Source organism: Nonlabens sp. (genome assembly GCF_039941875.1).
Lineage (GTDB): Bacteria > Bacteroidota > Bacteroidia > Flavobacteriales > Flavobacteriaceae > Nonlabens.
Window position 1 is genome coordinate 29250 of sequence record NZ_JBDVDQ010000021.1, and the last position, 25005, is coordinate 54254.

Sequence of the window (25005 nt, forward strand, 5' to 3'; positions counted from 1 at the left end):
GCATCGCAAATTTAGTTCATAGTATTTCCTTAGCGTTATATGTCTATTGAAATAAAGGAGCTTATACAAGGTTCAAAACTCAAATACTCACGACTCACTAACTCATAAGCTACTGCTCCTTATTTATTTTATGCAATTTCTTAGTTCCTTTATACATCTCGTATTTAACTAGTCTCGCCTCTATTTTACCGTTATATAATTGGATTTTACGTGATGGACGCAAACCTACAAATTTAAGAGCCTCCATGTTACCAGTAATCATCCATGCAGTAGACCCAGCATAACGTTGCTTTAAAGTGTCACCTATCTCCTTGTAAAACTCTTCTACATCTACAGATATACGCTCATCATACGGTGGGTTAAATAAAATAAAAGCACTTGCACTTTGATGATCTCTAAAAAAATCTCCTTTTTCTACCGTAATAAAATCACTTAGATTGGCATTTTTCACGTTTTCAACAGCTTTTTCTACCGTGTAACCATCTGTATCACGTGCGATTATTTTACCATCAAACTCGCGCATTTTCTTTAAACAGCTCTCTTGAATATTCTCAAACAACTGATTATCATAATCAGGCCATTTTTCAAAGCCAAATTCAGGACGGTTTATATTAGGAGCAATGTTAGCACCTATCATAGCAGCCTCGATAGCTATCGTACCACTACCACACATAGGGTCTATAAAAGTAGAACGTTGATCCCAGTTACTTAATAATATGATTCCAGCAGCTAGCACTTCATTAATAGGAGCCTCGTTAGTCATATTTCTATAACCACGCTTGTATAATGGATCACCACTCGTATCTAAAGATACGTCTACGTTTTGGTCATTTATATGCACAGAAATTCTCAAATCAGGATGTTTAGTATCCACATCTGGACGTTGTCCTGTATTGCGACGTATTTGATCTACTATTGCATCTTTAGTCTTTAAAGCCACATACTGACTATGATTAAAATACTGTGACGCAATCGTACCATGCACAGCAATCGTGTCATGATGTGTTAAATGTTTAGACCAGTCATATTGATAAATTCCATCATAAAGATCCACCTCATTACGTGCTCTAAAACTATAAATAGGTTTTAAAATTCTAATAGCGGTACGCAACATCATGTTTGCTTTGTACATAAAGCCTTGGTCACCAGTAAACTCTACCATACGGACACCACGCTTTATATTCATGGCACCTAGTTGACGCAACTCTTTTTCAAGTACTTCTTCTAGGCCAAAAAGCGTTTTGGCAATCATCTTAAAATTTTGAGACATTTTCGTGAGATTTGAACGGCAAAATTAAGGTATTTTTGCGGTCTATGAGCAATGTAAACACATCAGATCAATGGTTCGCTAGTTGGTTCGACACACCGTATTATCACATCCTATATAGAGACCGTGATTACACAGAGGCTGGACAGTTTATGCAGCGACTTACACAGCGTTTAAAGTTGAGTAAAGACGCTCATATCATGGACCTAGCTTGTGGTCGTGGACGTCATAGCATGTATCTTAATAAATTAGGATACCGTGTAACTGGTGTTGATTTGAGTGATAGTAGTATCGCTTTCGCGAAAGCGGAATTAAGAAAAACCACTTCTACACCTTCCATTAATGAAGAAAATACAGAATTAAATCCTATCGATGCTTCTCGAATAGAGTTTCATGTGCACAATATGACGGTTCCTTATGACCAGACTTTTGATGCTGTTTTTAATCTGTTTACCAGTTTTGGGTATTTTGATGATGCGGCAGATAATCTTAAAACCATCGAGGCGATTAAGTCAAACCTGAAACCAGGTGGATATGCGGTTATTGATTTTATGAACGCACATTATGTAGTTGAAAACCTAGTAAAAGAAAACTCTAAAACAGAAGAAGGAATCACCTTTCATAACTCACGACGTTTTGAAAATGGCTTTATCTACAAAGACATAAAATTTACAGATAACGATCATGATTACCATTTTACAGAGCGTGTAAGTGCATTAACCTTAGAAGATTTTCAAAGTTATTTTGCAGCAGCAGGAGTGGAATTAATAGATGTATATGGTAATTACCAGTTAGAAGACTATAATCAAGAAACATCAGATCGTTTAATCATGATTTTTAGAAATTAAAACAACCTTTTTATTATAAATGCATAATCCCTTATTTAATTCTTACACGAATTAAATAAGGGATTATCTTATTTTAAGTTTTTTATTAAAACTGTTTTCTATATCAAATCAGCCATTTGTTGCTGTAAATCGAGCGCTTTTGCTCTTGCAGCCTCGGCAAAATCATTCCCGTTTGAGGCATAAATAATACCACGTGAAGAGTTTACTAACAACCCTATTTGGTCATTCTTTCCATACTTTACTACTTCTTCAAGTGAGCCACCTTGAGCACCAACTCCAGGAACTAGCAAGAAAGAATCTGGAACTATTTTTCTAATGTCTGCTAGATATTCTGCTTTTGTAGCACCTACTACATACATTAATCTATCACTATTCTCATATTGAGACGCTGTTTTAAGAACTTCCTGGTATAGAGGTTTTCCATCTACAGTTTTAGTCTGGAAATCATAAGCACCTTGATTAGAAGTAAGCGCTAGTAAAATGGCAAACTTATCTTCAAAGGCTAAAAACGGCTCTACAGAATCTTTTCCCATATAAGGAGCAATCGTTACACTATCAAAGTTTAGGTCTTCATAAAAAGCCTTTGCATATCTAGTAGACGTGTTTCCTATATCGCCACGTTTAGCATCGGCTATAGTGAAATGATCTGGATAATTCTCGTTGAGGTAATGGATCGTTTTTTCTAAAGCCATCCAGCCTTTTACTCCATATGCCTCAAAGAATGCTGTGTTAGGTTTATAAGCTACACAAAGGTCATGAGTAGCATCTATAATAGCCTTTGCAAAAGCAAAAATAGGATCCTCCTCTTTTAATAAATGAGCTGGTATTTTTTCTAAATCAACATCTAGACCTACGCATAGGAAGGATTTCTTTTTGTTGATTTGAGAATGAAGTTTATCTAAGGTCATAGAGATAGTTATTTCGGCGGATGCGATCCACCCTTTACTGAGTTTGATGTATCTTTTCTGTCAATACCGGTGCAGATACATCAAATGAACAAAAAAAGTTTAGGTGCAGACATACTCAAGGAATGCTCCGTCGTATGTTATGCGCCGTTATAAACCTTCGTCAGTCATTTTCAACTTCTCGGTATTATCTACCAGTTGAAGCTCGTCGATAATTTTTTGAATATCACCATTGATAATATTATCTAGATCATATAAAGTAAGGTTGATACGGTGATCTGTCACACGACCTTGTGAATAGTTATAAGTTCTAATCTTTGCACTACGGTCACCAGAGCTCACCATGCTTTTACGCTTTTCAGAGTCAGCTTCCATTTTCTTTGCAAGCTCCATTTCATATAAACGAGAACGTAAAACCTTTAAGGCTTTCTCCAGGTTTTTATGAGAAGATTTTTGATCTTGACAACTCACGATCATACCAGTAGGCTCGTGGTGTAATTTTATTGCACTATAAGTAGTGTTTACTGACTGTCCACCAGGACCAGTAGAGGTGGTACGTTCTATACGTACTTCTGTCATGTCCAGTTCTACGTCAAATTCTTCAGCCTCAGGAAGTACCATAACCGTAGCGGCACTCGTGTGTACACGACCTTGAGTTTCAGTTTGTGGTACACGTTGTACACGGTGTACTCCAGCTTCAAACTTGAGTGTTCCATACACATCTTCACCATTTACTTCTAGAATGATTTCTTTATAACCACCACTAGTACCATGACTAGTATCTACTACACTCGTACTCCAGCCTTTACTAGAACAGTATTTTTCATACATTCTAAATAAGTCACCAGCAAAAATACTCGCCTCATCACCACCAGCACCAGCACGTATTTCCATTACTGCATTCTTGGCATCTTCTGGATCTTTAGGAACCAGCATCATGCGTATTTCTTCTTCAAGAGCAGGAATAGCCTCTTTAGCTTCATCCAGTTGCATTTGAGCCATTTCTACCATATCGGCATCACTACCGTCTGCTATGATTTCTTTTGCCTCGTCAAGATTTGCAGTTAATTCTATATAAATCTCACGTTTATCCATGAGATTTTTAAGATCTTTATATTCTTTAGTCAGTTGTACGTATCGTTTTTGGTCAGATATAATATCTGGTTGAATGATTAGGTCATTTACCTCGTCAAAACGATTTTTTACAATATTTAATTTATCTATCATGGTCTATATCAAGTGTTGCGAAAATACGGAATTTGCTCGTAATTTTAAATTATAATCTCGCTTATGAAATCAGGAGTAAAACTAGGATTAGGTGGTGGCTGTCATTGGTGTACAGAAGCTGTTTTTCAGGCAGTTGATGGTGTGCATAAAGTAGAGCAAGGTTACATATCTAGTCGTGAGCCCTATGATACAAAAAGTGAAGCTGTTATTATTCATTTTTCGGATCTGTCTATTTTAGAAAAAATTATTGATATACATCTTCAGACGCATTCTTCGACTAAGGAACACAGCAGGCGTCACGATTATCGCAGTGCTATTTATTATTTTGATGAAGAAATAAAAGATAGGATAGAGGGTGTTGTGATCTCGCTTTCGCGAAAGCGGAACGAAAAATACATCACTCACATCATTCCTTTTTTATCCTTTGAAGCCTCGCGAGAATCTATACAAAATTATTACAAGACGAGATCAGATGCACCGTTCTGTAAACGATATATTGAGCCGAAATTAGAGGTTGTGAAGGAGATGTTGAAGGATTATGGGGATGCGCAAATAAATAAATAGGTGGATAGTCAATTCGAGCGCAGTCGAGAATGATTTAATAAAGAGTTGTTATTATAATTAAAAAAAAGTCCTAAAACTCCTTAATAGCGGTATCGATTTCATGCTTTGTAGGTTGATACTTGTGATGAGTCATATTTCTGCATTCTGCAAGAATTTGTATGGTGTCAAATTCTCCGTTAGCTAATGCTCGTTTTTTTGCAGCACTCCATTTCTTGATTTTCTTTTCGTAGTAAATGCAATACCGTACATCTATAAAACGCTTTCTATAAATCAGTTTTAGTGGCCTTCTTTTGAAAGTGAAGGATCTAGGGTTTTTACCAATATGGTGTTCTTCCAGACGTCTCTCAAGATCATTAGTCATTCCTGTGTATAACAAGCCATCAGAGCATTCAAGAATGTAAAGATGGTAGTATTTTATTAATAAAGCTTTTAGACCAGTAATCGTTCTCGACTGCGCTCGAACTGACATCGAATGATGTCAGTTCGAGCCTATCGACAAGTTTAAAACAGTCTGTATTCGAGAATGTTTCAAACATATAGAGTGATATTTCTAATACTCAAAAACACCAAACTCACTATCGATAGTAAGTTTCTTAGAGCTTGCCGCTTCTACACGGCCTATGATTTTTGCATCTACATTAAATGACTTAGAAATCTCAATAATTTCTTGTGCTATAGATTCATTTACATAAAGTTCCATGCGGTGTCCCATGTTGAAAACCTGATACATTTCTTTCCAGTCGGTACCAGATTCTTCTTGTATCATTTTGAAAAGTGGTGGCAATTCAAACATGTTATCTTTTATGATGTGCAAGTCGTTTACAAAGTGTAAAATCTTAGTTTGTGCACCACCAGAACAGTGTACCATTCCATGTAAATCTGCACGATTTACATCGCTTAATATCTTTTTAATAATAGGAGCGTAGGTACGAGTAGGCGATAGTACTAATTTACCTGCGTCTAGCGGACTGTTTTCTACAGCATCAGTTAAGTTTTTTGAACCAGAATAAACTAAATCTTCTGGTACGGCTGCATCATAACTCGCTGGAAAATTTTCTTTAAGGCTTTTGTTAAAAACGTCATGTCTAGCGCTAGTAAGACCGTTAGACCCCATACCACCGTTGTATTCTGTTTCATAAGTAGCCTGTCCAGAACTAGAAAGTCCTATTATTACGTCACCAGCTTTTATATTTGCATTATCAACTACATCACTACGTTTCATACGCGCGGTAACGGTAGAGTCAACAATTATGGTTCTTACAAGATCACCTACATCTGCCGTTTCTCCACCGGTAGAAATAATTTCTACACCGTGTGATTTTAAATCTGCTATAAGTTCTTCGGTACCATTAATAATGGCACTGATTACTTCTCCTGTAATGAGGTTTTTATTTCTTCCTATAGTGCTAGAAAGTAGTATGTTATCTGTAGCGCCTACACAAAGCAAGTCGTCTACATTCATTATTAAAGCATCTTGAGCGATTCCTTTCCATACAGAAATGTCTCCGGTTTCTTTCCAGTACATGTAGGCAAGACTAGACTTTGTCCCAGCACCATCTGCGTGCATAATAAGACAGTGGTCTTCAGATCCTGTCAGAGAATCTGGTACTATTTTACAAAAAGCCTGTGGAAACAGTCCTTTGTCTACGTTTTTAATCGCGTTATGTACGTCTTCTTTGCCAGCGCTTACACCACGCTGCGCATATCTTTTGGAAATGTCTTGGCTCATATGGCAAATTTAATATTTACAAGCAATTAAGAGCTATTAACTTTTAAGTATTAAGTAAAAAGTATGAATAGGTTGTTAAGAAATATTCTGAATCGGATTGTTCTGTTTATTAAATATGAAGAATACTCAATAAGATTACGGTTGCTCTTTTTAAAGCTAGCAAGTAAGAAGGAGTATAATTGATTTTTTCTCTTATTTATGATTTTGAGAATTACTGAATTCAGTGTTCTTTAGTTTCCGCTTTCGCGAAAGCGAAACATAAAAAAGCCTCTAATAATTAAATTAGAGGCTTTTAAATCATTTATAAACTTGTTGATTAACGAGTAAATAATAATTCACGGTACTTAGTAAGTGGCCATAATTCATCGTCTACTAATAATTCTAGTTTATCACAGCTGTAACGTATTACATCAAAGTAAGGTTTTACGTTATCACAGTATTGAGCAGCAGTTTCTTCAGCGTTTTTAGCTTTGTTTGCTTTTTTACGAGCGTCAGTCATTTCTGTAATTCCTTTGTTGATTTTCTCAATATGCTCTGAGATCTCTTCAATAAGAATCATTTGTTCTTTAGCAACTTTCTTAAAGTCTTTGCCATAGATTTCTTTAAGTCCTACTACGTTTTCTATCAATCTGTTTTGATATTTTACAGCTGTAGGAATTACATGGTTACGTGCGATGTCACCTAGGATACGTCCTTCTATCTGTATGCGCATTGCATATTCTTCAACTTCAATTTCATAACGAGATTCTGTCTCGACCTTACTCATGATGTTTAAGTCTTCATAAAGCTTAATAGTTTTCTTAGAAACTTTTGCTTTAAGAGCTGTAGGAGTAGTTTTATTGTTACTTAAACCACGCTTTTCAGCTTCTTTTTCCCATGCTTCTCCATAACCATCGCCTTCAAAACGAATCTTCTTAGATTGCTTGATGTATTCACGTAGTACGTTAAAGATAGCCTCGTCTTTCTTAAGTTTTTTGTCCTTAATAAGAGCGTCTACTTCTTCCTTAAATTCAATCAGTTGCTGTGCTACGATTGCGTTAAGAACAGTCATTGGGTTTGCACAGTTTGCTGTAGAACCTACGGCACGTAATTCAAATTTATTACCTGTAAATGCAAAAGGAGATGTACGGTTACGATCTGTGTTATCTAGAATTACTTCTGGGATCTTACCTACCACATTAAGTTTAAGGTCTGTTTTTTCTTCTGGAGATAGTTTTCCGTCTGTTACTTTTTCTAATTCGTCAAGAACTTTAGTTAATTGAGAACCTATAAATACAGAGATAATTGCCGGTGGTGCTTCATTTGCTCCTAGACGGTGATCGTTAGACGCACTAGCTATAGTTGCTCTAACTAACTCTTCGTTATCGTGTACTGCTTTTATAGTATTTACAAAGAAAGTTAAGAACTGTAAGTTCTTCATAGGTGTGCTACCTGGAGAAAGTAAATTTACACCAGTGTTAGTCGCAAGTGACCAGTTATTATGTTTTCCAGAACCATTTACTCCTGCAAAAGGCTTTTCATGGAATAATACTTTAAAGTTGTGACGTGAAGCTACTTTTCTCATCACATCCATTAATAAAGAGTTGTGATCTACTGCAAGATTTGCTTCTTCAAAAATAGGTGCAAGCTCAAACTGATTAGGAGCTACCTCATTGTGACGTGTTTTAACAGGTATACCTAATAGCATACATTCTGTTTCCATATCACGCATGTAATTCAATACTCTAGATGGTATAGAACCGAAGTAGTGATCATCTAATTGTTGTCCTTTTGCTGAAGAGTGACCTAGTAAGGTACGACCAGCCATTTGTAAATCTGGACGAGAGTCTGCTAATGCAGCATCTATTAAGAAGTATTCTTGTTCCCAACCTAGGGTTGCGATAGTTTTTGTAACGTTTTTATCAAAGTATTTACAAACATCTGTCGCCGCTTGATCAATTACTTGAAGAGATCTTAAAAGAGGTGTTTTGTTATCTAACGCTTCTCCAGTATAAGCTATAAATACGGTAGGTATACATAAAGTAGTACCCATTATAAATGCTGGTGATGTAGGGTCCCATGCTGTGTAACCACGAGCTTCAAATGTGTTTCTTATTCCTCCATTAGGAAAAGAAGAAGCATCTGGCTCTTGTTGAACTAATTGTCCGCCACCAAATTTCTCGATTACTTCACCGTCCATTTCTAGTTCAAAGAAAGCATCGTGCTTCTCTGCAGTACCACCAGTAAGTGGTTGGAACCAGTGTGTATAGTGTGTTGCACCATTCTGGATAGACCATTCTTTCATACCTGTAGAAATATGATCTGCTACTTCACGGCTTATTTTAGAGCCGTTTTCCATAGCGTCTATAACACTTTTATAAGCTTGCTTAGTTAAGTGCTGGCGCATTGCGTATTTGTTGAATACATTCTTTCCGAATATATCACTACGACGTTTTGGTTCATTCACTTCAATAGGCTGGCGATTGAGTGTTTCTTTTAAGGCATTAAATCTTAATGTAGACATGATGTGGTGTTATTTTAATAAAATACACCGCAAAAATAAGTATAATAATTAATACACCCCTAAAATAAATAGGGTATTGATATAAAATAACAGTTAAAATATGTGAATATCCCTTGTTATGCTAGGGTCATAAATATCAAGTAAACGAAAAGAACATACGAAGCCATTAAAAAGATACCTTTAAATCGACCTATAGAGTATGTCTTAGGTATAAATGCTAATGGAAGCATGATGAATGCAAAACCTAACATCCAAAAGATGTCATTACTTATAAGCCCAGAATTTTCACCGCTTATGGATATGGGCTGTATGAGAGAGGTGATACCCAAAACAGATGCTATATTAAAAATGTTAGATCCTATTAAGTTACCTAAAGAGATAGCTTTTTCTTTTTTGAGTGCTGCTATAACAGATGCTGCTAATTCTGGAACTGACGTACCTATGGCAACCATAGAAACTGCGATAATACTTTCTGGTATCTCAAGACTCTCTGCTATTTCCACAGCTCCTTTTACTAAAAGTTCAGAACCTACCCATAATGCTGCGCCACCTAGTCCTAGGAATAAGAAAATTTTCCACCATTTAGATTCTTTAAGATCATCATCTACGGCAACGGCTTCTGGCATTTTACGAGCTCTTCTTATTAATAATACCAAGAAAACTATTAGTAAAAATAACAGAGCAGCACCTTCAAGTCTGTTAATGTCGTGATTAAAAAATAAGAAGATATATAGTAATAGACTAAATACAATCATCCAAGGCCAGTTGAATTTAAAAAAGTCTTTATCGATGGCAAGTGGGGCGATTAAGGCTGTTACACCTAATACCAGTCCTATGTTTGCTATGTTAGAACCTATTACATTTCCTAGTGCAATTCCAGAAGAGCCGTCCATAGCTGCTTGTATACTTACTATAAGCTCTGGTGCGCTTGTAGCAAATGAAACCACGGTTAACCCAATGATCATTCTAGATAGACTAAGTTTAAGAGATAGTCCTACAGAAGATCTCACCAGAAACTCACCACCGACTACTAATAATACAAAACCTAGAAATAAATATAATAAACTCATTAACTCAATTTAATGAACAAATGTACTACAAAAGAAAATCGCTACCTTAATGAAATTTAATCTTGTTGTGAAAGTTATTTGTGCATTCATCATAAATTATGATACTCTTACATCTTTCATTATATAGTCCTCTAATTCTTCATTACCAGAGGAGTGGATTACGCTTACATCACCTGTCGTTTCTAGAATAACGGCTCTTACTTCACTCAGTCTTAAAACATTTGCCTCTCTTAGTTTACCTCTTAATTCGTTTTCTGTAACTTTAGTTTGTTCCAGATTATCATGTAATACTTTACCATCTTTCATCAACAGCATAGGAGAGTTATCAATGAGCTCTTCTACGGTCTCGCTATTAAAAGTGAACCAGGTTATGAGATAATTGAATAAGTAGAAAATTCCTATAAGCAAAGCTCCTACTAATAAAGATGGTGAACTGGTAGCTGCACTCATAGCAAGTAAATTACCTATAGCTACAGTATTTAAGAAGTCGAAGCCAGTCATTTTACTAAAACTCTTTAAACCAAAAATTCTAGTATATATAATAATCAGCGCATAAATGATAATAGTCCCAACTATTACTTCTGGCATGATATCCCAATCTTTTGTAAAGTGATCCCAGTTGATTTCCATTTTGTTTTTATTGTAAGTTACAATCTTGTCAGGAAATTCCTATGCTTTTTATAAAACTTTAATGTTTTGACAAATAGTTAAAATAGTAAAAGCTCCATGAATTCTTAAAGAGTGAATTCATGGAGCTTTTTTTTAAGCCTTTGATAAAATGTAAAACGGTATTAAATTATTCTTCTAATATTTCACAAATACAACGGAAACCAGTCTTTAATTCGTTTTGCTGGTAGTAAGAAAGATTTCTATCTAGCATAGCGTTGTAGGTTTTATCTTTTCCTATCTCTTTAATTTCAGTTATGGTAAGTTGCTCAGTTTCATTTTGCATTCTTCTAAATAATCCGAAATCTCCTGTGTATGCAAAAATTTGATTTTGATATTTAGTCAGTTTAAACTCACGCTCTAATTTATTCTGTGCAGCAATCATTTCCTTTTCTGTTGGTAATCTGTATTTTACTTTATATGGAAAACGAGCTCTCTTGCTTTCGTTTTTACTTTTAATCGCATACACAGCATTTGCTAGGTCAGATCTCCATAGGCAAAATAATTCTGCTTGTTCCTTATTAATATTTACTACAGGGTGCCATTGAAAAAAAGGACTACTAGAGTAGTTACCAGTACTGAGTTGAGAGGTAATCATTTCTTGTGGTTTGCTATGCGTTGCGGACATCAAGAGTCTTGTGTTACCTGTCCATGGAATAAAAACACTATCTGCATCTAGATTAAATCTAGGAAATGTTTTGAGCTCTTCATGCTTCTTCAAAGACCAATAGTTACTCAAGTTATCTAGAAATTCTTTGTACATAAGATTTGTTACAGGAACTCTGTCTATGTATAGATTTTCTGTAAGTTGTATTGTGCCAGGTGGAGTAGAAGGATCTAATACTAGTGGGTCGTTACTATCTACAGGTTGAAAAACACTACAACTGGTGGTAATTATTAAAATACAGAGTGCTACAAATGAGTGCTTTGTAATTTTATTCATAATATTTGAGCTTGTTGAAAAAATAATCATATTTAATGATTCAAAAATACCTATTTAATAAAGGGAATCTCCATTTTTGTACTAGATTTATATTTAACATCTAAATACACAACGATGAAATTTTTTATTGATACCGCAAACTTAGACCAAATAGCTGATGCTCAGGATATGGGAATCCTAGACGGAGTGACTACAAACCCTTCTCTTATGGCTAAAGAGGGAATAACTGGTCAAGAGAATATTATCAATCACTATAAAAAAATCTGTGAACTAGTAGACGGAGACGTCAGTGCAGAGGTTATTTCTACTGACTATGAAGGAATGGTTAAAGAAGGAGAGGCACTTGCAGCTCTTAATGACCAGATAGTTGTAAAACTACCTATGATCAAGGATGGTGTAAAGGCATGTAAATATTTTACAGATAAGGGTATTAAAACTAACATGACTTTAGTTTTTAGTTCTGGTCAGGCATTACTTGCTGCTAAGGCAGGTGCCACTTATGTATCTCCATTTATAGGAAGACTAGACGATATTAGCACAGACGGTCTTAACCTAATTGCCGAAATTAGAATGATTTACGATAACTACGGTTTTGATACAGAGATCCTAGCAGCGTCAGTAAGACATACTATGCACGTTATTGATTGTGCAAAATTAGGAGCAGACGTTATGACTGGACCTCTTTCTTCTATAGAAGGTTTATTAAAACATCCATTAACAGATATAGGTCTTGCAAAATTTCTAGAAGATTACAATAAAGGAAACGCTTAATCTTTATCTAGTTAAACATAAAAAAGGTGCTTAGTAAAATTACTAAGCACCTTTTTTTAAGTATTGAAAGTTCTATTTATCTACTTAAATAACCCAATAGAGTAGTTTCTATTCTGTAATGAAACAAGTTTATATTAGGGTCTAGAATAGTAAGTCCTGGCGCAATAACCATACTTCTGTTATCGTTTCTTAATGCAAGTTGCTTGCTTATGGACTGACTGTTTACCAGTTGAAATTCTGTTGCCATATTAAAACCAAATTGTGCCCTAGCATCTTTCCATGCATCACTTTCAGGATTATCTAGGTTAATGCCTATAAATTTAATCTCTGGATATTTGTAACGCAATTCATTCACTTTTCTATGCACTCTTATTGCATAAGATTCATTTTTACTAGACCAATAAAAAAGTACAGATAAACCATTTATGTTAGAAGATAATTGTGTGACGTTTTTTTGATCATCATATATTTTAAAATCTGGTAATTTGTTTCCTGGATCTAAATTAATATATGTCGCAGCTATCTTAGTAATTTCATTATTTAACTGCTCATTTTGTGATATTTCAAGAAATTCTGCTACTAGGTCGTTAATTTCTCCGGCGTTTTTTCTACTCCTAATAAAGTTTCTAGTTTCGATACCAGCAAATATTCCTTTTAATTCTTCATTAATAAAAAGACTATCTATAACGTGTAATTTTTCTTTACGGTATTCATAACCGTTTCTATCTACAGCTTTACCAGAACCATGTTTGCGAGCGCAGTTATAAAGAGCAACGTTAGAAACTAGTGAGGTGACATAAGGTCTATAAGCATAATTATTGAGCAGTTTTGTATCACAAATTTCTAGATGATCGCGGTAAGCATAAAAGTTAGATGGTAAAACATCACTTTTTAAAATATCACCTTTACCATAATGTGTGTAGGCATATCGTTCTAGTGTGGACCATGAGCTGAATCTGATAGTCTTTACTGTGTTCTCTACAAAGTCAGTTTGAAAACCATTTTTCTTTGCTGTTTTCTTTAATGATTTGATTCTCTTTGCGGTAAGATCATCAATCATTCTTTTAAAATCAGCAGGCTCGCGATGGTACTCGCTCATTAAGTTTCTATTTGTTTTTTCAATTTCTAGAAATAAATTGATCAAATAGTTATTTTCCTTTGCAGCAGCACCAGTAAAGGCAAGAGACTCGTCGAATGCTTTTGTATTTAACCTCAACCTTAAGGTATCCCCATATCCTATATATATGGACTGATATTCCGTAGGGTGCGCAAAAGTGTATAATCCGGGCGTTATAGATTCATATTCCTTAAGAAATACACCTTTTTTATTTAATTTGATAGTATCTCTAACTCCAGAATAGTTTCTTAGAACGATAAAATCGGCCTTAGGATTTATAATCTTACCAGTTAAAACAATAGAAGTCTCGCCACTATTTTCTTCTTCACAACTTATTAAAGCTGCTAAAGACACCGCTAGTAAAGCGATGTAAAGAATTTTATAGTTTCGCTTTCGCGAAAGCGAGATATAATCAATCATAAAGGCACTATATAATAGAGATAGCCACAAAAAAAGACTTATTGATTTACATGTGGCGTTAATGCATTGTTAAAATGATGTCAAAGAGTTCTTTTTAAACTCAATAGAATGAGTATTTTTGCAAATTCAAAAATCAATCTATGTTAACTGTTTCTAATTTATCGGTACAATTCGGTAAGCGCGTATTATTTGACGAAGTAAATGCAAAATTTGGTGGTAGCAATTGCTATGGTATCATCGGAGCAAATGGTGCTGGAAAATCTACTTTTCTAAAAATTCTTACCGGAAAAATGGAGCCTACTAGTGGTCATGTAAGTCTAGAGGCAGGAAAAAGAATGTCTGTTCTAGAACAAGATCACAATGCTCACGATGAAGATACCGTACTAGAAACAGTACTTAAAGGTAATAAGCCTCTTTATGATTTAAAGACGCAAATCGATGCTCTTTATGCAGATTATACAGATGAGAATGCAGAGAAAATAGGAGAGTTACAAGTTGCCTTTGAAGAAATGGATGGATGGAATGCAGACAGCTCTGCAGCATCATTACTTTCTAATCTAGGTATAGGCGAGGAGTATCATTACACTCTTATGGGAGACATGGATAACAAACTAAAAGTGCGTGTTCTTCTTACACAAGCGCTTTTTGGAACTCCAGACGTGTTAGTAATGGATGAGCCTACTAACGACCTAGATTATGAAACTATCTCATGGTTAGAACATTTTCTTGCTAATTATGAAAATACGGTAATAGTAGTATCTCACGATAGGCACTTTTTAGATGCCGTATGTACAAATATAGCCGATATTGATTTCGGTAAAATTAACCAGTACTCTGGTAACTATACTTTCTGGTATGAGTCTTCTCAACTAGCAGCGAGACAGCGCCAGCAAGCAAATAAAAAGGCCGAAGAGAAGAAGAAAGAACTTCAAGAATTTATTGCTCGTTTTAGTGCAAACATGGCAAAATCTAAACAAGCAACTTCTCGTAAGAAGATGATTGATAAACTAGATATATCTGAGATAAAACCATCTTCTAGACGTTATCCTGCAATTATTTTTGAAAGAGATCGCGAGGCTGGAGATCAAATCTTAAATGTAGAAAAACTAGAAGGATTTGTAGACGGTGAGGTGCTTTTTAAAGACGTAGATATTAATCTTGCTAAGGGTGATAAAGTTGTTTTATTCTCTAAAGACAGTCGTGCAACTTCCTTATTTTATGATATCATAAATGATCGCGCTACTGCAGATGCCGGTAAGTTTGCTTGGGGTGTAACAACGGTACAAAGTTATTTGCCAGTTGATAATTCTGAATTCTTTGATGTAGATCTAGATCTTGTAGACTGGTTGAGACAATATGCACAAACTGAAGAAGAAAGAGAAGAAGTACATATAAGAGGTTTCTTAGGTAAGATGATTTTTTCTGGAGAAGAGGCTCTTAAAAGTGCACGTGTACTTTCTGGAGGTGAGAAAGTACGATGTATGTTATCTCGCATGATGATGAAGAGAGCAAACGTTCTTGTAGTGGATGAACCTACTAACCACCTGGACCTAGAATCTATACAAGCTTTAAACAATAGTTTAAAGAACTTTAAGGGTACTGTTTTGCTTACGACACATGATCATGAGTTTGCTCAGACTGTAGGTAATCGTGTGATAGAGTTAACGCCTAATGGAGTTATAGATCGCTACACTACTTTTGAAGAGTATATGGACGATAAAAAAATTAAAGAATTAAGAGATAAGATGTATTCTTAGTTTTTAATTTGAAAAAGAGTAAAAAAAAATGCGGGCAAAGCCCGCATTTTTTTTGCTTAAAAGTTAAATAAAAATCAATTGTCATCAGATAAGAAGATCTAGAGCAACTTAATTGCGCTGTCTTGATAACTAGGCATCATCTTTGTTCATTGTCTATATAGTATTCGTTAAATTTGTAAAATACCAGAGGTTATGGGAATTATAGGTCGCAGAAAGAATAAGAAATACGATTATGAGCCACGTTACTATAAAAATAGTATGGGCGGTAAACCCTTTGAAATTAAACATAAGTTTGATGATCAACGTTCTACAGTGCAAAATGTAGGGCTTAAAGGTAAATTCGGTAATGCGATTCAAGATTTAAAACAAGGAGCAGATGTGCTAGTTAAGAGAAGGCTCTTAATTATCATATCTATTCTTGTTCTCATTTTTCTTTGGATCATTGACTTTGATTTATCCATCTTTAGATTCTAATTGACTTCATGTCAGACATTATAAAATTATTACCAGATCACGTTGCAAATCAAATCGCTGCCGGAGAAGTAGTACAACGACCTGCCAGTGTGGTAAAAGAGTTGCTAGAAAATGCTATAGACGCAGGAGCAACACAAATCCAGATGATTATTAAAGACGCTGGTAAAACATTAATACAAGTTATAGATAACGGTAAAGGAATGAGCATGACAGATGCTCGCATGGCTTTTGAACGTCACGCGACCTCAAAAATATCCACTGCCAATGATCTTTTTAATCTCCATACCAAAGGTTTTAGAGGTGAGGCACTAGCCTCTGTTGCGGCTATTGCCCAAATCTCTGTAAAGTCTAAAAGAGAAGAGGATGATCTAGGTACGTTGTTAGAAATAGAAGGAAGTAAAATCACAAAGCAAGAGCCTGTGGTTACCTCTAAGGGTACGATGATTAGTGTTCGTAATTTGTTTTACAATGTGCCAGCAAGAAGAAAATTTCTTAAATCTGATCAGGTAGAATTGCGTAACATTACAGACGAGTTCCATCGTGTAGCAATGGTGCACCCAGAAGTCGCTATAAGTTTCACTCATAACGACACCTCACTTTTTAATCTTGTTAAGAGTACGTACAGACAGCGTATAGTAGGTATTATGGGAGCAAAAACTAATGAGAAATTAGTTCCTGTAGAAGAAGAAACAGAATTGATGTCTATAAGAGGTTTTATAGGCAAGCCAGAATTTGCCAGAAAAACTCGAGGACTTCAGTACTTCTTTGTAAATAATAGATTTATAAAACATAATTATTTAAATCACGCGGTAGCAAGTGCTTTTGAAGGATTGTTAAAGGATAAATCAAATCCATCCTACTTTCTTTATTTAACAGTACCGACTGATAGTGTTGATATAAATATTCACCCTACAAAAACAGAGGTGAAATTTGACGATGAACATAGTTTGTATGCTATTCTTAGAGCAAGTGTAAAACATGCATTAGGTCAATTTTCTGTAAATTCTATCGATTTTCAACAAGAGAAACAATACGAAGTACCTTATGATGTAGCAAAAAATGGTTTTACACAAGCGCCTAAAATTGAGGTAGATCCAGATTTTAATCCGTTTCAACAGGATTCAAAACCAGAAAAAACGTATCAGGTGCCTACGTTTCAAAAGCCACCATCCCAACCATGGGAATCTCTTTATGCAGGTATAGAAGAGACCACGCAGTTAATTGATGAAACGCATACAGAAGAGTCTACTTCTTCTATGTTTCAACAACACGAGGTTGAGCAACGCAATATTTTTCAATTACAACGCAAGTTTATAATCAGTACTTTAAAAAGTGGACTGTTAGTTATAAATCAACAAAGAGCGCACGAGCGCATTCTTTATGAAAAACTATTGCGACAGCTTACGGTACAAAATGGGGTGAGCCAGCAATTGCTTTTTCCTATCAAGATTAATTTACCTCTAGAAGAAGTAGCTATACTTATAGCCTTACAAGAAGAGCTAGAACACACTGGTTTTTTATTTAAAAGTTTAGAAAATAATGTGGTAGAGATAGAAGGTTTGCCACTAGAATTAAAAGAAAAAGATGTGCCTGGCGTTCTAGAGGCAGTTATTGCAAAAGAGCAACACGATTTACCAGAAAACACCTATTCTCCTGCAGATAGACTTGCACAAACTATGGCAACTAGTATGTCTATTAAAACAGGCGAGGTGTTGAACAGCGAGGCGATGGAGAATCTTGTGGACGAATTATTTGCATGTAAAGAACCTGAGGTCACCTCTTCAGGAAAAAAAATATTTATAAATCTATCTGGCGATAGTCTTAATTCAAAATTTAACTAAAGATGTTTAATTTCAATTTATCACCTATGGTTAAGAATCTCCTCATTTTAAATGTGGTGATTTACCTTGGGTTTATGTTTATTCCTAATGCAGAGCCTTTGTTTAGCACTTTTGCATTATGGCCATTTCAGAACCCTAATTTTAGAATTTGGCAACCGCTTACTCATATGTTTATGCACAGTCAGTATGACTATACGCATATATTGTACAATATGCTGGCATTGGTTTTTTTAGGTCCAGCTATTGAAAGATGGATGGATTCTAACCGTTTTCTTTTCTTTTATTTGGCTTGTGGTATCGGTGCTTTTCTCACAGTAGCTGCGGTAAATTACTACAACTTCACCTTTGATTATGCTCATTTCATGGCGACAGATTACAATGTTCCTTCTGTCGGTGCTAGTGGAGCTATTTATGGTATTCTAGCCGCTTTTTTATGGTTGTACCCAAATGAAAAGTTGATCTTATTCCCAATTCCTATACCTATAAAAGTTAAATATTTGATAGGGTTCTATATGATCAAAGAATTACTTGCTACATTAGGCTACATTGCATCATCTGCAAATGTGGGGCATCTAGCTCATATAGGTGGTGCTATATTTGGTTTTATCATGATATGGTACTGGAAGAAAAACGATATGGATAAATATAGAATCTATTAAATATGAATGTTTGGGATCAGTTTAAAGCAAAATATGCCGCATTTGATATAAGTGGTAAGTTGATTACCGTTTTATTTTTGACCTCTATTTTAGGGTGGATTTTATACTTTACTTATTCACCTGCTTATTTACAATTTGTTTTACCAAGTGGCTTTTTGCCTGCGTTGTTGCAGCCTTGGAGTTGGGTAACCTATGGTTTAATACATGATGATTTATGGCATTTTGTTGGTAATGCGTTTGGTATCTTTATAGCTGGTAGGTACATTTTAAATATATTTAGAGCAAGGCAGTTTTTAACCTTATTCTTTTTAGGTGTTCTAGCTGGTGCGTTATCTTTTATACTAGCATCTGGATTACTTCCTACTTTTTTTAGATCTCCTGGTTTAATAGGTGCAAGTGCCGGTGTTTTTGCATTGATTTTCTTTGCATGTTCTTATTTTCCAGAGTCAGAATATCGATTGATATTTGTAAATATTAAGTTGAAATACTTTGCATATTTCTTTCTTGCAACTAATATAGTAATGGTTGCGTTACAAGTAAATACAGGCGGTAGCCTTGCTCATCTTGCTGGTGCTGCAGTAGGTTATTTTGCCGCTATACGCATGAAAGAAGGAGATGATATTCTAGAGAGTTTTGCTAGAATAGGAGACTTCTTTGCAAATCTTTTTAAGCCTAGTGTTAAGAAACCTAAGTCAGAGCGCAAGGCAAAAATGAAAACAGTTTATAAAGGGAAAACTGCTAGTTCAAAATCTACTTCTGGAACCTCTACAGATCAGAAAAAGGTAGATGCTATTCTCGATAAAATTTCGGCGAGTGGTTATGAGTCTTTATCAAAATCAGAAAAAGATTACCTGTTTAAAGCAGGAAGAGACTAGTTTATTTCTTTTAATAGGATCATTGTTCCGCTTTCGCGAAAGCTGAATTATCAAACTACTTATTTATAATTTCATCTTTAGAGTATGGTGATGGAAGTTTGATTTTAAATACCACGGCAAGTACACGCGTTAAAATTACCGTCACTGCAGATGCGGTAAAAACGATGTTGTTAGGTAAATCAAATTTTAAAAGTATAAAGTAAATCATGCCACCTACAATACAGGCAGTTGCATAAATATTCTTCCTGAAAATTACTGGAATTTCATTAATCAAAATATCTCTGAGCACACCACCAAAACAAGCGGTAATGCACCCTATAATAATACAGATTAATGGATGTAAACCAGCGGCAAGTCCCATTTCTAGGCCTACTACCGTATAAAGGCCTATACCGATGGCATCAAATAAAAATAGGGTTTTACGCAGTTTTGCTAAATGAGGCCTAAAAATAAAGGTGATGACCACACAAGCTAGTATGGTGTATATCAAGTTCATGTTGCGCATCCAAGAGATAGGTTGCACTCCTATTAAAACATCTCTTAAAGTACCACCACCAGCGGCTGTGACAAAAGCTATGATGACTATCCCAAATGGATCTAATTTTTTAGAAAAAGCAGCGAGTGCACCAGAAATGGCAAAGGCAATAACCCCTAGAAAATCAATTATTTCTATAAAATTCATCGTCCTTGTGTTAGGTAGGTGTAGTCTTTGAGCACAGTGCGTATAAAAACACCATCTCTTAAATCTGAATTTATATTTAATAGTGATTCTACCTTAATACGCAATTCTCGTAACGTCATATAATCACGACTTTCTCCAGCAAGGCGGTAAATATCTTTTATCTCATTAACATCTGCATCTGTTAATAAATAAGCATTTTGAAATTGAGTCTGGTAATTAGGATCTAGCTCTTCTAGAATGGTATGAGATATTTTTGTGCTTTTCTTTGTGTTAATGACTATAGTTTTTGCCGCTAGATCACCTAAGCGTTGTTTTTTTTCTGAAAATAGAATAGAAACCACACCTACGGTTCCAAAAAAGATCACAATATCTACTAATCTGAATATCCATCGCACTAAATAATCTGATAATCGAGCAGGAGAGCCGTCTTCTCTTACCACTTTTATACCCATTATAAATTTACCTACCGTACGTCCATTAAAGATAAGATGCATGAATAGAGAGTAACAAAATATAGGAATCATAGAAAGTTCTTGAATTCCTAAAGTATTATTATCGTCAAATAATCCTACCGCTTTGTATATGGTAAGCGACATGGTAATCAGGTATATAGCAAATATAACTAAGTCCAATAAAAAGGCTAACATGCGTTTACCAACACCGGCAAATTCATATTCTATGTTTACATTTTGTGCTGTGTTAATTGCAGTATTTGACATACAGTTGTAAGTTTATATCTTTATAAAAAAATAGCCCATGCGTGAAGCTGCTTTTGTGAAGCAAAATAAGGAAAAATGGATAGCTTTTGAAAGAGCACTGGATGCTAATGTGAAAATTAATCCAGATCACCTGTCTGATTTATATATTCATCTTACTAATGACCTGTCTTATGCACAGACTTATTATGCGAATTCTAATACATTAAAGTATTTGAACTCTCTAGCAAGTCAGGCACATCAAAAAATTTATGTCAATAAAAAGGAAAGTAAAAATAGTATAGTAGAATTCTTTAAAACCGATTTTCCATTATTTTTCTCGGGATATCAAAAAGAATTTCTCTATGCCATTCTTGCGTTTTTTGTAGCGATATTTATAGGTACCATAAGCACTTTGTATGACGACAGCTTTGTTAGGTTAATACTAGGTGATTACTACGTAAATATGACACTTGAAAATATTGCAAATGGTAATCCTACAGCTATATATCAGGATAGTGGGCAAGGTGGTATGTTTTTGGGAATTACCATAAATAATATAAGAGTAGGTATGATGTGTTTTGCCTTCGGCTTACTAACCTCTATAGGTTCTTTATATATTATATTTAACAATGGTATTATGGTAGGAGCATTTTTCACTATGTTTTATAGAGAAGGTGTCACTATAGAGGCATGGCGTGTTATCATGCTACACGGTACGGTAGAACTTTCTATAATTGTAGTATGCGGTGCTGCTGGAATCATTTTAGGTAATGGTATTTTATTTCCAGGCACTTATCAACGTAAATATTCCTTTGTAAAAAGTGCCAAAGCAGGTTTAAAAGTTATGGTGAGTACCATACCTTTATTTATACTTGCAGGTTTTATAGAAGGATTTATTACGAGATATGCTTTTATGCCAGCGCTATTAAATTGGATCATAGTATTAGCAAGCGCTGCGTTAATTATATGGTATTACGGGATTTATCCTAGAATAGTAAAGAACAGACATGAACAATTATATAGAGCCTAGACTACGTAGGGACTTTGGTGGTGTTATAACTGCCTATTTTGATTTTTTAAAAGGGGATCATAAAAATTTATTTAAGGTATTTCTTGCCTATAATTTTATTTTTATAATCATTCTTTTTATAACTAATTATATCGCAAATTCAGGACTGTCTAGTGTTGTTGCACTAGCAAATGGTACTTATATGGACCAAGCTATAGATGGTACTTTAGAAACCAGTTATATAGCCAGCGGTATAGGTATAGTAATTAATATTATAGTTATCTTATTAAACGCATCTCTAGCTGGTGCATATTTAAGACTATATGAAAGAGATAGAGAAGGAAATCCTAATTATAAAGAGGTATTTCATTATGCCAAAAAGAAATTAGGAGGAATGTTCTTAATTGTTTTAATAGGTGGTATTGCCTTTATCCCAATATGGATTATTATAATTATCTGTGCTTTTACAGTTGTTGGAATAATAGCTATACCATTAATCCTTATTGCTTATGCTACCTGGGTAGGATTGAGCATGTTTGCATTTGCTTATGATGAGCACATGGATGCTGTTGCTGCACTGGGTAAAGGTTGGGAAATGCTATTTTCTAAATTCTGGAAAGCCGTAGGAGTTTCTTTTGTGACTTCTATTCTTATTTATTTAGCATCTACGCTTTTTCAATTATTACCTGTTTTAATAGTTGCCTTTTATGGTTACAACAGCGCCGAAGATAATGTAGAACTAGAAAGCAATATTTTTATCAAAGCCGTAGAGTTTTTCTTTTATGCTATTAATAGTATTCTTAGTTCATTAACCTTTTTTCTTATCATGTTAGTCATGGGGTATTTATATTTTAACCTACATGAGACGAAGTATAATGTGTTTTTAAAGAATCGTATTGCAAAATTAGGAGTTAGAGATGAGGAGTAAAACTTATCTATTACATATATGCTTTTGGATTCTTTTCTCTTATGTAGGAAATGCCCAGATACTAGAGAATGTGATTCAAGATATTGAAGAGCAGCCTGTAGAGATAGTAGATACATTAAATAGAAAATACGACACTCGAGAATTAACGGTACGCAAGATCGATAAAGATCTTAAAGAAGAATATTCTGGTGGCGAATTTAATTATGAGCGTACCACGGCAACTAGTCAGAACTTATTCGCAAGATTCTTCAGTTGGATGATGGATGGATTGCAAAGAGTTTTTGGTTTTCAACTATCGCCATTAACCATAAAAATCCTCACTTATCTATTTTATTTTATCATAGGTGCAGCGGTTATTTTTATGATAGTAAGGCTAGTAGGTAATGAGAGCGCATCAAAATTATTTGGTAAAACAGCAAAGAAATCGAGTAATGTAGAAATAGCAGATACTCATATTGAAGAAATAGATTTTACTACACTAATAGAAAATAGTGAACGAGAAGGTAGTTATAGAAACGCGATACGTTATCAATACCTATCACTTTTAAAAACCTTGAGTGCAAAAAAGTTAATCGATTGGGATTTTCAAAAAACCAATTCTGATTACCAACACGAACTTAAAAATCCAGAAACTAGAGAATACTTTAAAAAAGTATCTTACCTATACGATCATGTCTGGTATGGAGAGTTTCCTATTGATGAGCATACGTATAGAGAAGCAGTAACCGAGTTTGAGACTCTTAAAAACAGAGCTGCATAATGGATAAGAAATCAAAAATATACCTCTATATCATATTCGGTGTTGTAGCTATTTTATTATTCTTAGAATTAATAACGCCACAACCCTTAAGTTGGGAAGAGAGTTACACCAGTGGAGATAAAATCCCCTTTGGTGCTTACATACTGTATGATCAACTAGACGATTTATTTGACGATGGTGTAGAAAGTATTAAAGTAGATCCAGTCTCGTTTTTAAAAGAACATGAAGACGTAGAAAATGCTAACTATATTTTTATCAATAATTACTTAGGCTTTGATAGAACAGAGCTTAAGTATTTAATGGAATTTGCAGAGCGTGGTAATAAAGTTTTTGTGTCTACAGAAAGTGTTACTGGTGCATTAGGAGATTCTCTTAAAGTAGATTCAAATCGTTTTTATAGCTATTATGAGCAAGATACGGTAAGAGTACGTTTAAATAATCCTCTATTTGAAAACCGCAGCTATATCTATCAAAAAGGGAGCAGTTACCGCCATTTTACAAGTTATGATACCACGAGAACAACGGTTCTAGGAGAGGTGTTACCTTTTGAGCCGGTAAAAGGATATCTTAAAAATATCTTGGGAGATGACTTTGGTGATCAGGCAGATTCTACCAAAACTATTATAGAAAAAGCCATTGAAAAATCTAAATCTAGACAGGTGCCTCAGGCTAATTTTATAGAACTTAAAGTAGGTGAAGGTGCTATCTATTACCACCTAAATCCTATAGCTTTTACTAACTATTACATGCTAGAAGAAGGTAAGAAGCAGTACGTTACAGAGATCTTTTCTTACCTTAATGATGGTCCAGTTTACTTTGATGATTATGGAAAGTCAGGTAGGAGAGTAGTAGCTTCTCCTATGCGATTTATACTCACTAATGGCGCTTTAAAATGGTCGTGGTATATCACAATAGGGGCTATTTTATTATATTTTATATTTAAAGCAAAAAGAGAACAACGTGCTATTCCGGTGGTTAAACCACTTACTAATAGTACCGTAGAGTTTACTAAGACCATAGGTAATTTGTATTATCAAAGTGGTGATGTATCTGGAATTATTAATAAGAAAATTAATTTTTTCTTAGAAAAATTAAGAACTAAATACTTTGTAAATACACAACAACTGGATGATGTTTTTATAAAACGACTATCGGTAAAAGCAGGTATTTCACACGACCAGACTAAAAATATTATAGAATACATCAATCACTTGCGCAGTAAACCAGTGCATAGTGAGCATGAATTAAAACAACTCAATAAAAGGATAGACGCCTTTTTTAAAGATTAAGAA

Annotated in this window: 24 protein-coding genes; 12 read left to right on the forward strand and 12 right to left on the reverse strand. The window is 34.8% G+C overall.

What is annotated here, in order from left to right:
- Positions 1-109 precede the first annotated feature (109 nt).
- Complete coding sequence (locus tag ABJF08_RS12420) at positions 110-1270, reverse strand: THUMP domain-containing protein (protein WP_348116559.1); 1161 nt, start codon at positions 1268-1270, stop codon at positions 110-112.
- Between the two features lie 44 nt (positions 1271-1314).
- Here ABJF08_RS12420 and ABJF08_RS12425 point away from each other — a divergent pair, with 44 nt between their 5' ends.
- Positions 1315-2115 carry a methyltransferase domain-containing protein gene (locus tag ABJF08_RS12425; protein ID WP_348116560.1) on the forward strand — a complete coding sequence of 267 codons (801 nt, stop codon included), beginning with the start codon at positions 1315-1317 and terminating at the stop codon, positions 2113-2115.
- Between the two features lie 98 nt (positions 2116-2213).
- On the opposite strand, the gene pyrF is transcribed toward ABJF08_RS12425, so the two are convergent.
- Positions 2214-3023, reverse strand: coding sequence for an orotidine-5'-phosphate decarboxylase (pyrF, locus tag ABJF08_RS12430; RefSeq protein ID WP_348116561.1), 810 nt, complete (start codon positions 3021-3023; stop codon positions 2214-2216).
- A gap of 147 nt (positions 3024-3170) precedes the next feature.
- Complete coding sequence (prfA, locus tag ABJF08_RS12435) at positions 3171-4247, reverse strand: peptide chain release factor 1 (RefSeq protein ID WP_104515463.1); 1077 nt, start codon at positions 4245-4247, stop codon at positions 3171-3173.
- A 63-nt stretch (positions 4248-4310) separates the two neighbouring features.
- On the opposite strand from prfA, the gene ABJF08_RS12440 reads away from it, so the two are divergent.
- Complete coding sequence (locus ABJF08_RS12440) at positions 4311-4811, forward strand: peptide-methionine (S)-S-oxide reductase (RefSeq protein WP_348116562.1); 501 nt, start codon at positions 4311-4313, stop codon at positions 4809-4811.
- Between the two features lie 70 nt (positions 4812-4881).
- On the opposite strand, the gene ABJF08_RS12445 is transcribed toward ABJF08_RS12440, so the two are convergent.
- The 6 genes from ABJF08_RS12445 to ABJF08_RS12470 all read right to left on the reverse strand — a co-directional run bounded on the left by ABJF08_RS12445 (position 4882) and on the right by ABJF08_RS12470 (position 11722).
- Positions 4882-5229, reverse strand: coding sequence for a GIY-YIG nuclease family protein (locus tag ABJF08_RS12445; protein WP_348116611.1), 348 nt, complete (start codon positions 5227-5229; stop codon positions 4882-4884).
- 132 nt (positions 5230-5361) lie between these two features.
- Positions 5362-6540, reverse strand: a complete 1179-nt coding sequence (locus tag ABJF08_RS12450) for an AIR synthase related protein (protein WP_348116563.1) — start codon at positions 6538-6540, stop codon at positions 5362-5364.
- A gap of 316 nt (positions 6541-6856) precedes the next feature.
- The gene (locus tag ABJF08_RS12455) at positions 6857-9043 is read right to left on the reverse strand and encodes a glutamine synthetase III (RefSeq protein ID WP_348116564.1); all 2187 of its coding nucleotides are present in this window, start codon (positions 9041-9043) and stop codon (positions 6857-6859) included.
- Between the two features lie 116 nt (positions 9044-9159).
- A complete protein-coding gene (locus tag ABJF08_RS12460; protein ID WP_348116566.1) occupies positions 9160-10113 on the reverse strand; it encodes a calcium/sodium antiporter in 954 nt (317 codons plus the stop codon).
- A gap of 96 nt (positions 10114-10209) precedes the next feature.
- Positions 10210-10743 (reverse strand): YetF domain-containing protein, encoded by a 534-nt coding sequence (locus ABJF08_RS12465; protein ID WP_348116567.1) that lies wholly within the window; start codon positions 10741-10743, stop codon positions 10210-10212.
- Between the two features lie 166 nt (positions 10744-10909).
- A complete protein-coding gene (locus tag ABJF08_RS12470; protein WP_348116568.1) occupies positions 10910-11722 on the reverse strand; it encodes an SUMF1/EgtB/PvdO family nonheme iron enzyme in 813 nt (270 codons plus the stop codon).
- 114 nt (positions 11723-11836) lie between these two features.
- Between ABJF08_RS12470 and fsa the strand changes: the two genes are divergently transcribed.
- The gene (gene fsa, locus ABJF08_RS12475) at positions 11837-12493 is read left to right on the forward strand and encodes a fructose-6-phosphate aldolase (RefSeq protein ID WP_104515457.1); all 657 of its coding nucleotides are present in this window, start codon (positions 11837-11839) and stop codon (positions 12491-12493) included.
- Between the two features lie 76 nt (positions 12494-12569).
- Here fsa and ABJF08_RS12480 read toward each other — a convergent pair whose 3' ends face one another.
- Positions 12570-14030 (reverse strand): hypothetical protein, encoded by a 1461-nt coding sequence (locus ABJF08_RS12480; RefSeq protein WP_348116569.1) that lies wholly within the window; start codon positions 14028-14030, stop codon positions 12570-12572.
- A gap of 140 nt (positions 14031-14170) precedes the next feature.
- On the opposite strand from ABJF08_RS12480, the gene ABJF08_RS12485 reads away from it, so the two are divergent.
- The 5 genes from ABJF08_RS12485 to ABJF08_RS12505 all read left to right on the forward strand — a co-directional run bounded on the left by ABJF08_RS12485 (position 14171) and on the right by ABJF08_RS12505 (position 19636).
- Complete coding sequence (locus tag ABJF08_RS12485) at positions 14171-15787, forward strand: ATP-binding cassette domain-containing protein (protein WP_348116571.1); 1617 nt, start codon at positions 14171-14173, stop codon at positions 15785-15787.
- Between the two features lie 192 nt (positions 15788-15979).
- Complete coding sequence (locus tag ABJF08_RS12490; protein ID WP_348116572.1) at positions 15980-16261, forward strand: riboflavin synthase subunit beta; 282 nt, start codon at positions 15980-15982, stop codon at positions 16259-16261.
- A gap of 8 nt (positions 16262-16269) precedes the next feature.
- Positions 16270-18102, forward strand: coding sequence for a DNA mismatch repair endonuclease MutL (mutL, locus tag ABJF08_RS12495; protein ID WP_348116573.1), 1833 nt, complete (start codon positions 16270-16272; stop codon positions 18100-18102).
- 26 nt (positions 18103-18128) lie between these two features.
- The gene (locus ABJF08_RS12500) at positions 18129-18761 is read left to right on the forward strand and encodes a rhomboid family intramembrane serine protease (RefSeq protein WP_348116574.1); all 633 of its coding nucleotides are present in this window, start codon (positions 18129-18131) and stop codon (positions 18759-18761) included.
- A gap of 2 nt (positions 18762-18763) precedes the next feature.
- Positions 18764-19636, forward strand: a complete 873-nt coding sequence (locus ABJF08_RS12505; RefSeq protein ID WP_348116575.1) for a rhomboid family intramembrane serine protease — start codon at positions 18764-18766, stop codon at positions 19634-19636.
- 55 nt (positions 19637-19691) lie between these two features.
- Here ABJF08_RS12505 and ABJF08_RS12510 read toward each other — a convergent pair whose 3' ends face one another.
- Both ABJF08_RS12510 and ABJF08_RS12515 read right to left on the reverse strand, forming a co-directional pair.
- Positions 19692-20318: a trimeric intracellular cation channel family protein gene (locus ABJF08_RS12510; RefSeq protein ID WP_348116576.1), complete on the reverse strand. Its 627-nt coding sequence runs from the start codon at positions 20316-20318 to the stop codon at positions 19692-19694.
- Complete coding sequence (locus ABJF08_RS12515; protein WP_348116577.1) at positions 20315-21037, reverse strand: RDD family protein; 723 nt, start codon at positions 21035-21037, stop codon at positions 20315-20317. The genes ABJF08_RS12510 and ABJF08_RS12515 overlap by 4 nt, the downstream gene beginning before the upstream one ends.
- Positions 21038-21074: 37 nt before the next feature.
- Between ABJF08_RS12515 and ABJF08_RS12520 the strand changes: the two genes are divergently transcribed.
- The 4 genes from ABJF08_RS12520 to ABJF08_RS12535 all read left to right on the forward strand — a co-directional run bounded on the left by ABJF08_RS12520 (position 21075) and on the right by ABJF08_RS12535 (position 25002).
- Positions 21075-22046, forward strand: coding sequence for a stage II sporulation protein M (locus ABJF08_RS12520; protein ID WP_348116578.1), 972 nt, complete (start codon positions 21075-21077; stop codon positions 22044-22046).
- Complete coding sequence (locus ABJF08_RS12525) at positions 22024-22953, forward strand: hypothetical protein (RefSeq protein WP_348116579.1); 930 nt, start codon at positions 22024-22026, stop codon at positions 22951-22953. The genes ABJF08_RS12520 and ABJF08_RS12525 overlap by 23 nt, the downstream gene beginning before the upstream one ends.
- Before the next feature lie 70 nt (positions 22954-23023).
- A complete protein-coding gene (locus tag ABJF08_RS12530; RefSeq protein ID WP_348116580.1) occupies positions 23024-23713 on the forward strand; it encodes a DUF4129 domain-containing protein in 690 nt (229 codons plus the stop codon).
- Positions 23713-25002: a DUF4350 domain-containing protein gene (locus ABJF08_RS12535; RefSeq protein ID WP_348116581.1), complete on the forward strand. Its 1290-nt coding sequence runs from the start codon at positions 23713-23715 to the stop codon at positions 25000-25002. The genes ABJF08_RS12530 and ABJF08_RS12535 overlap by 1 nt, the downstream gene beginning before the upstream one ends.
- The last annotated feature ends 3 nt before the right edge of the window (positions 25003-25005 follow it).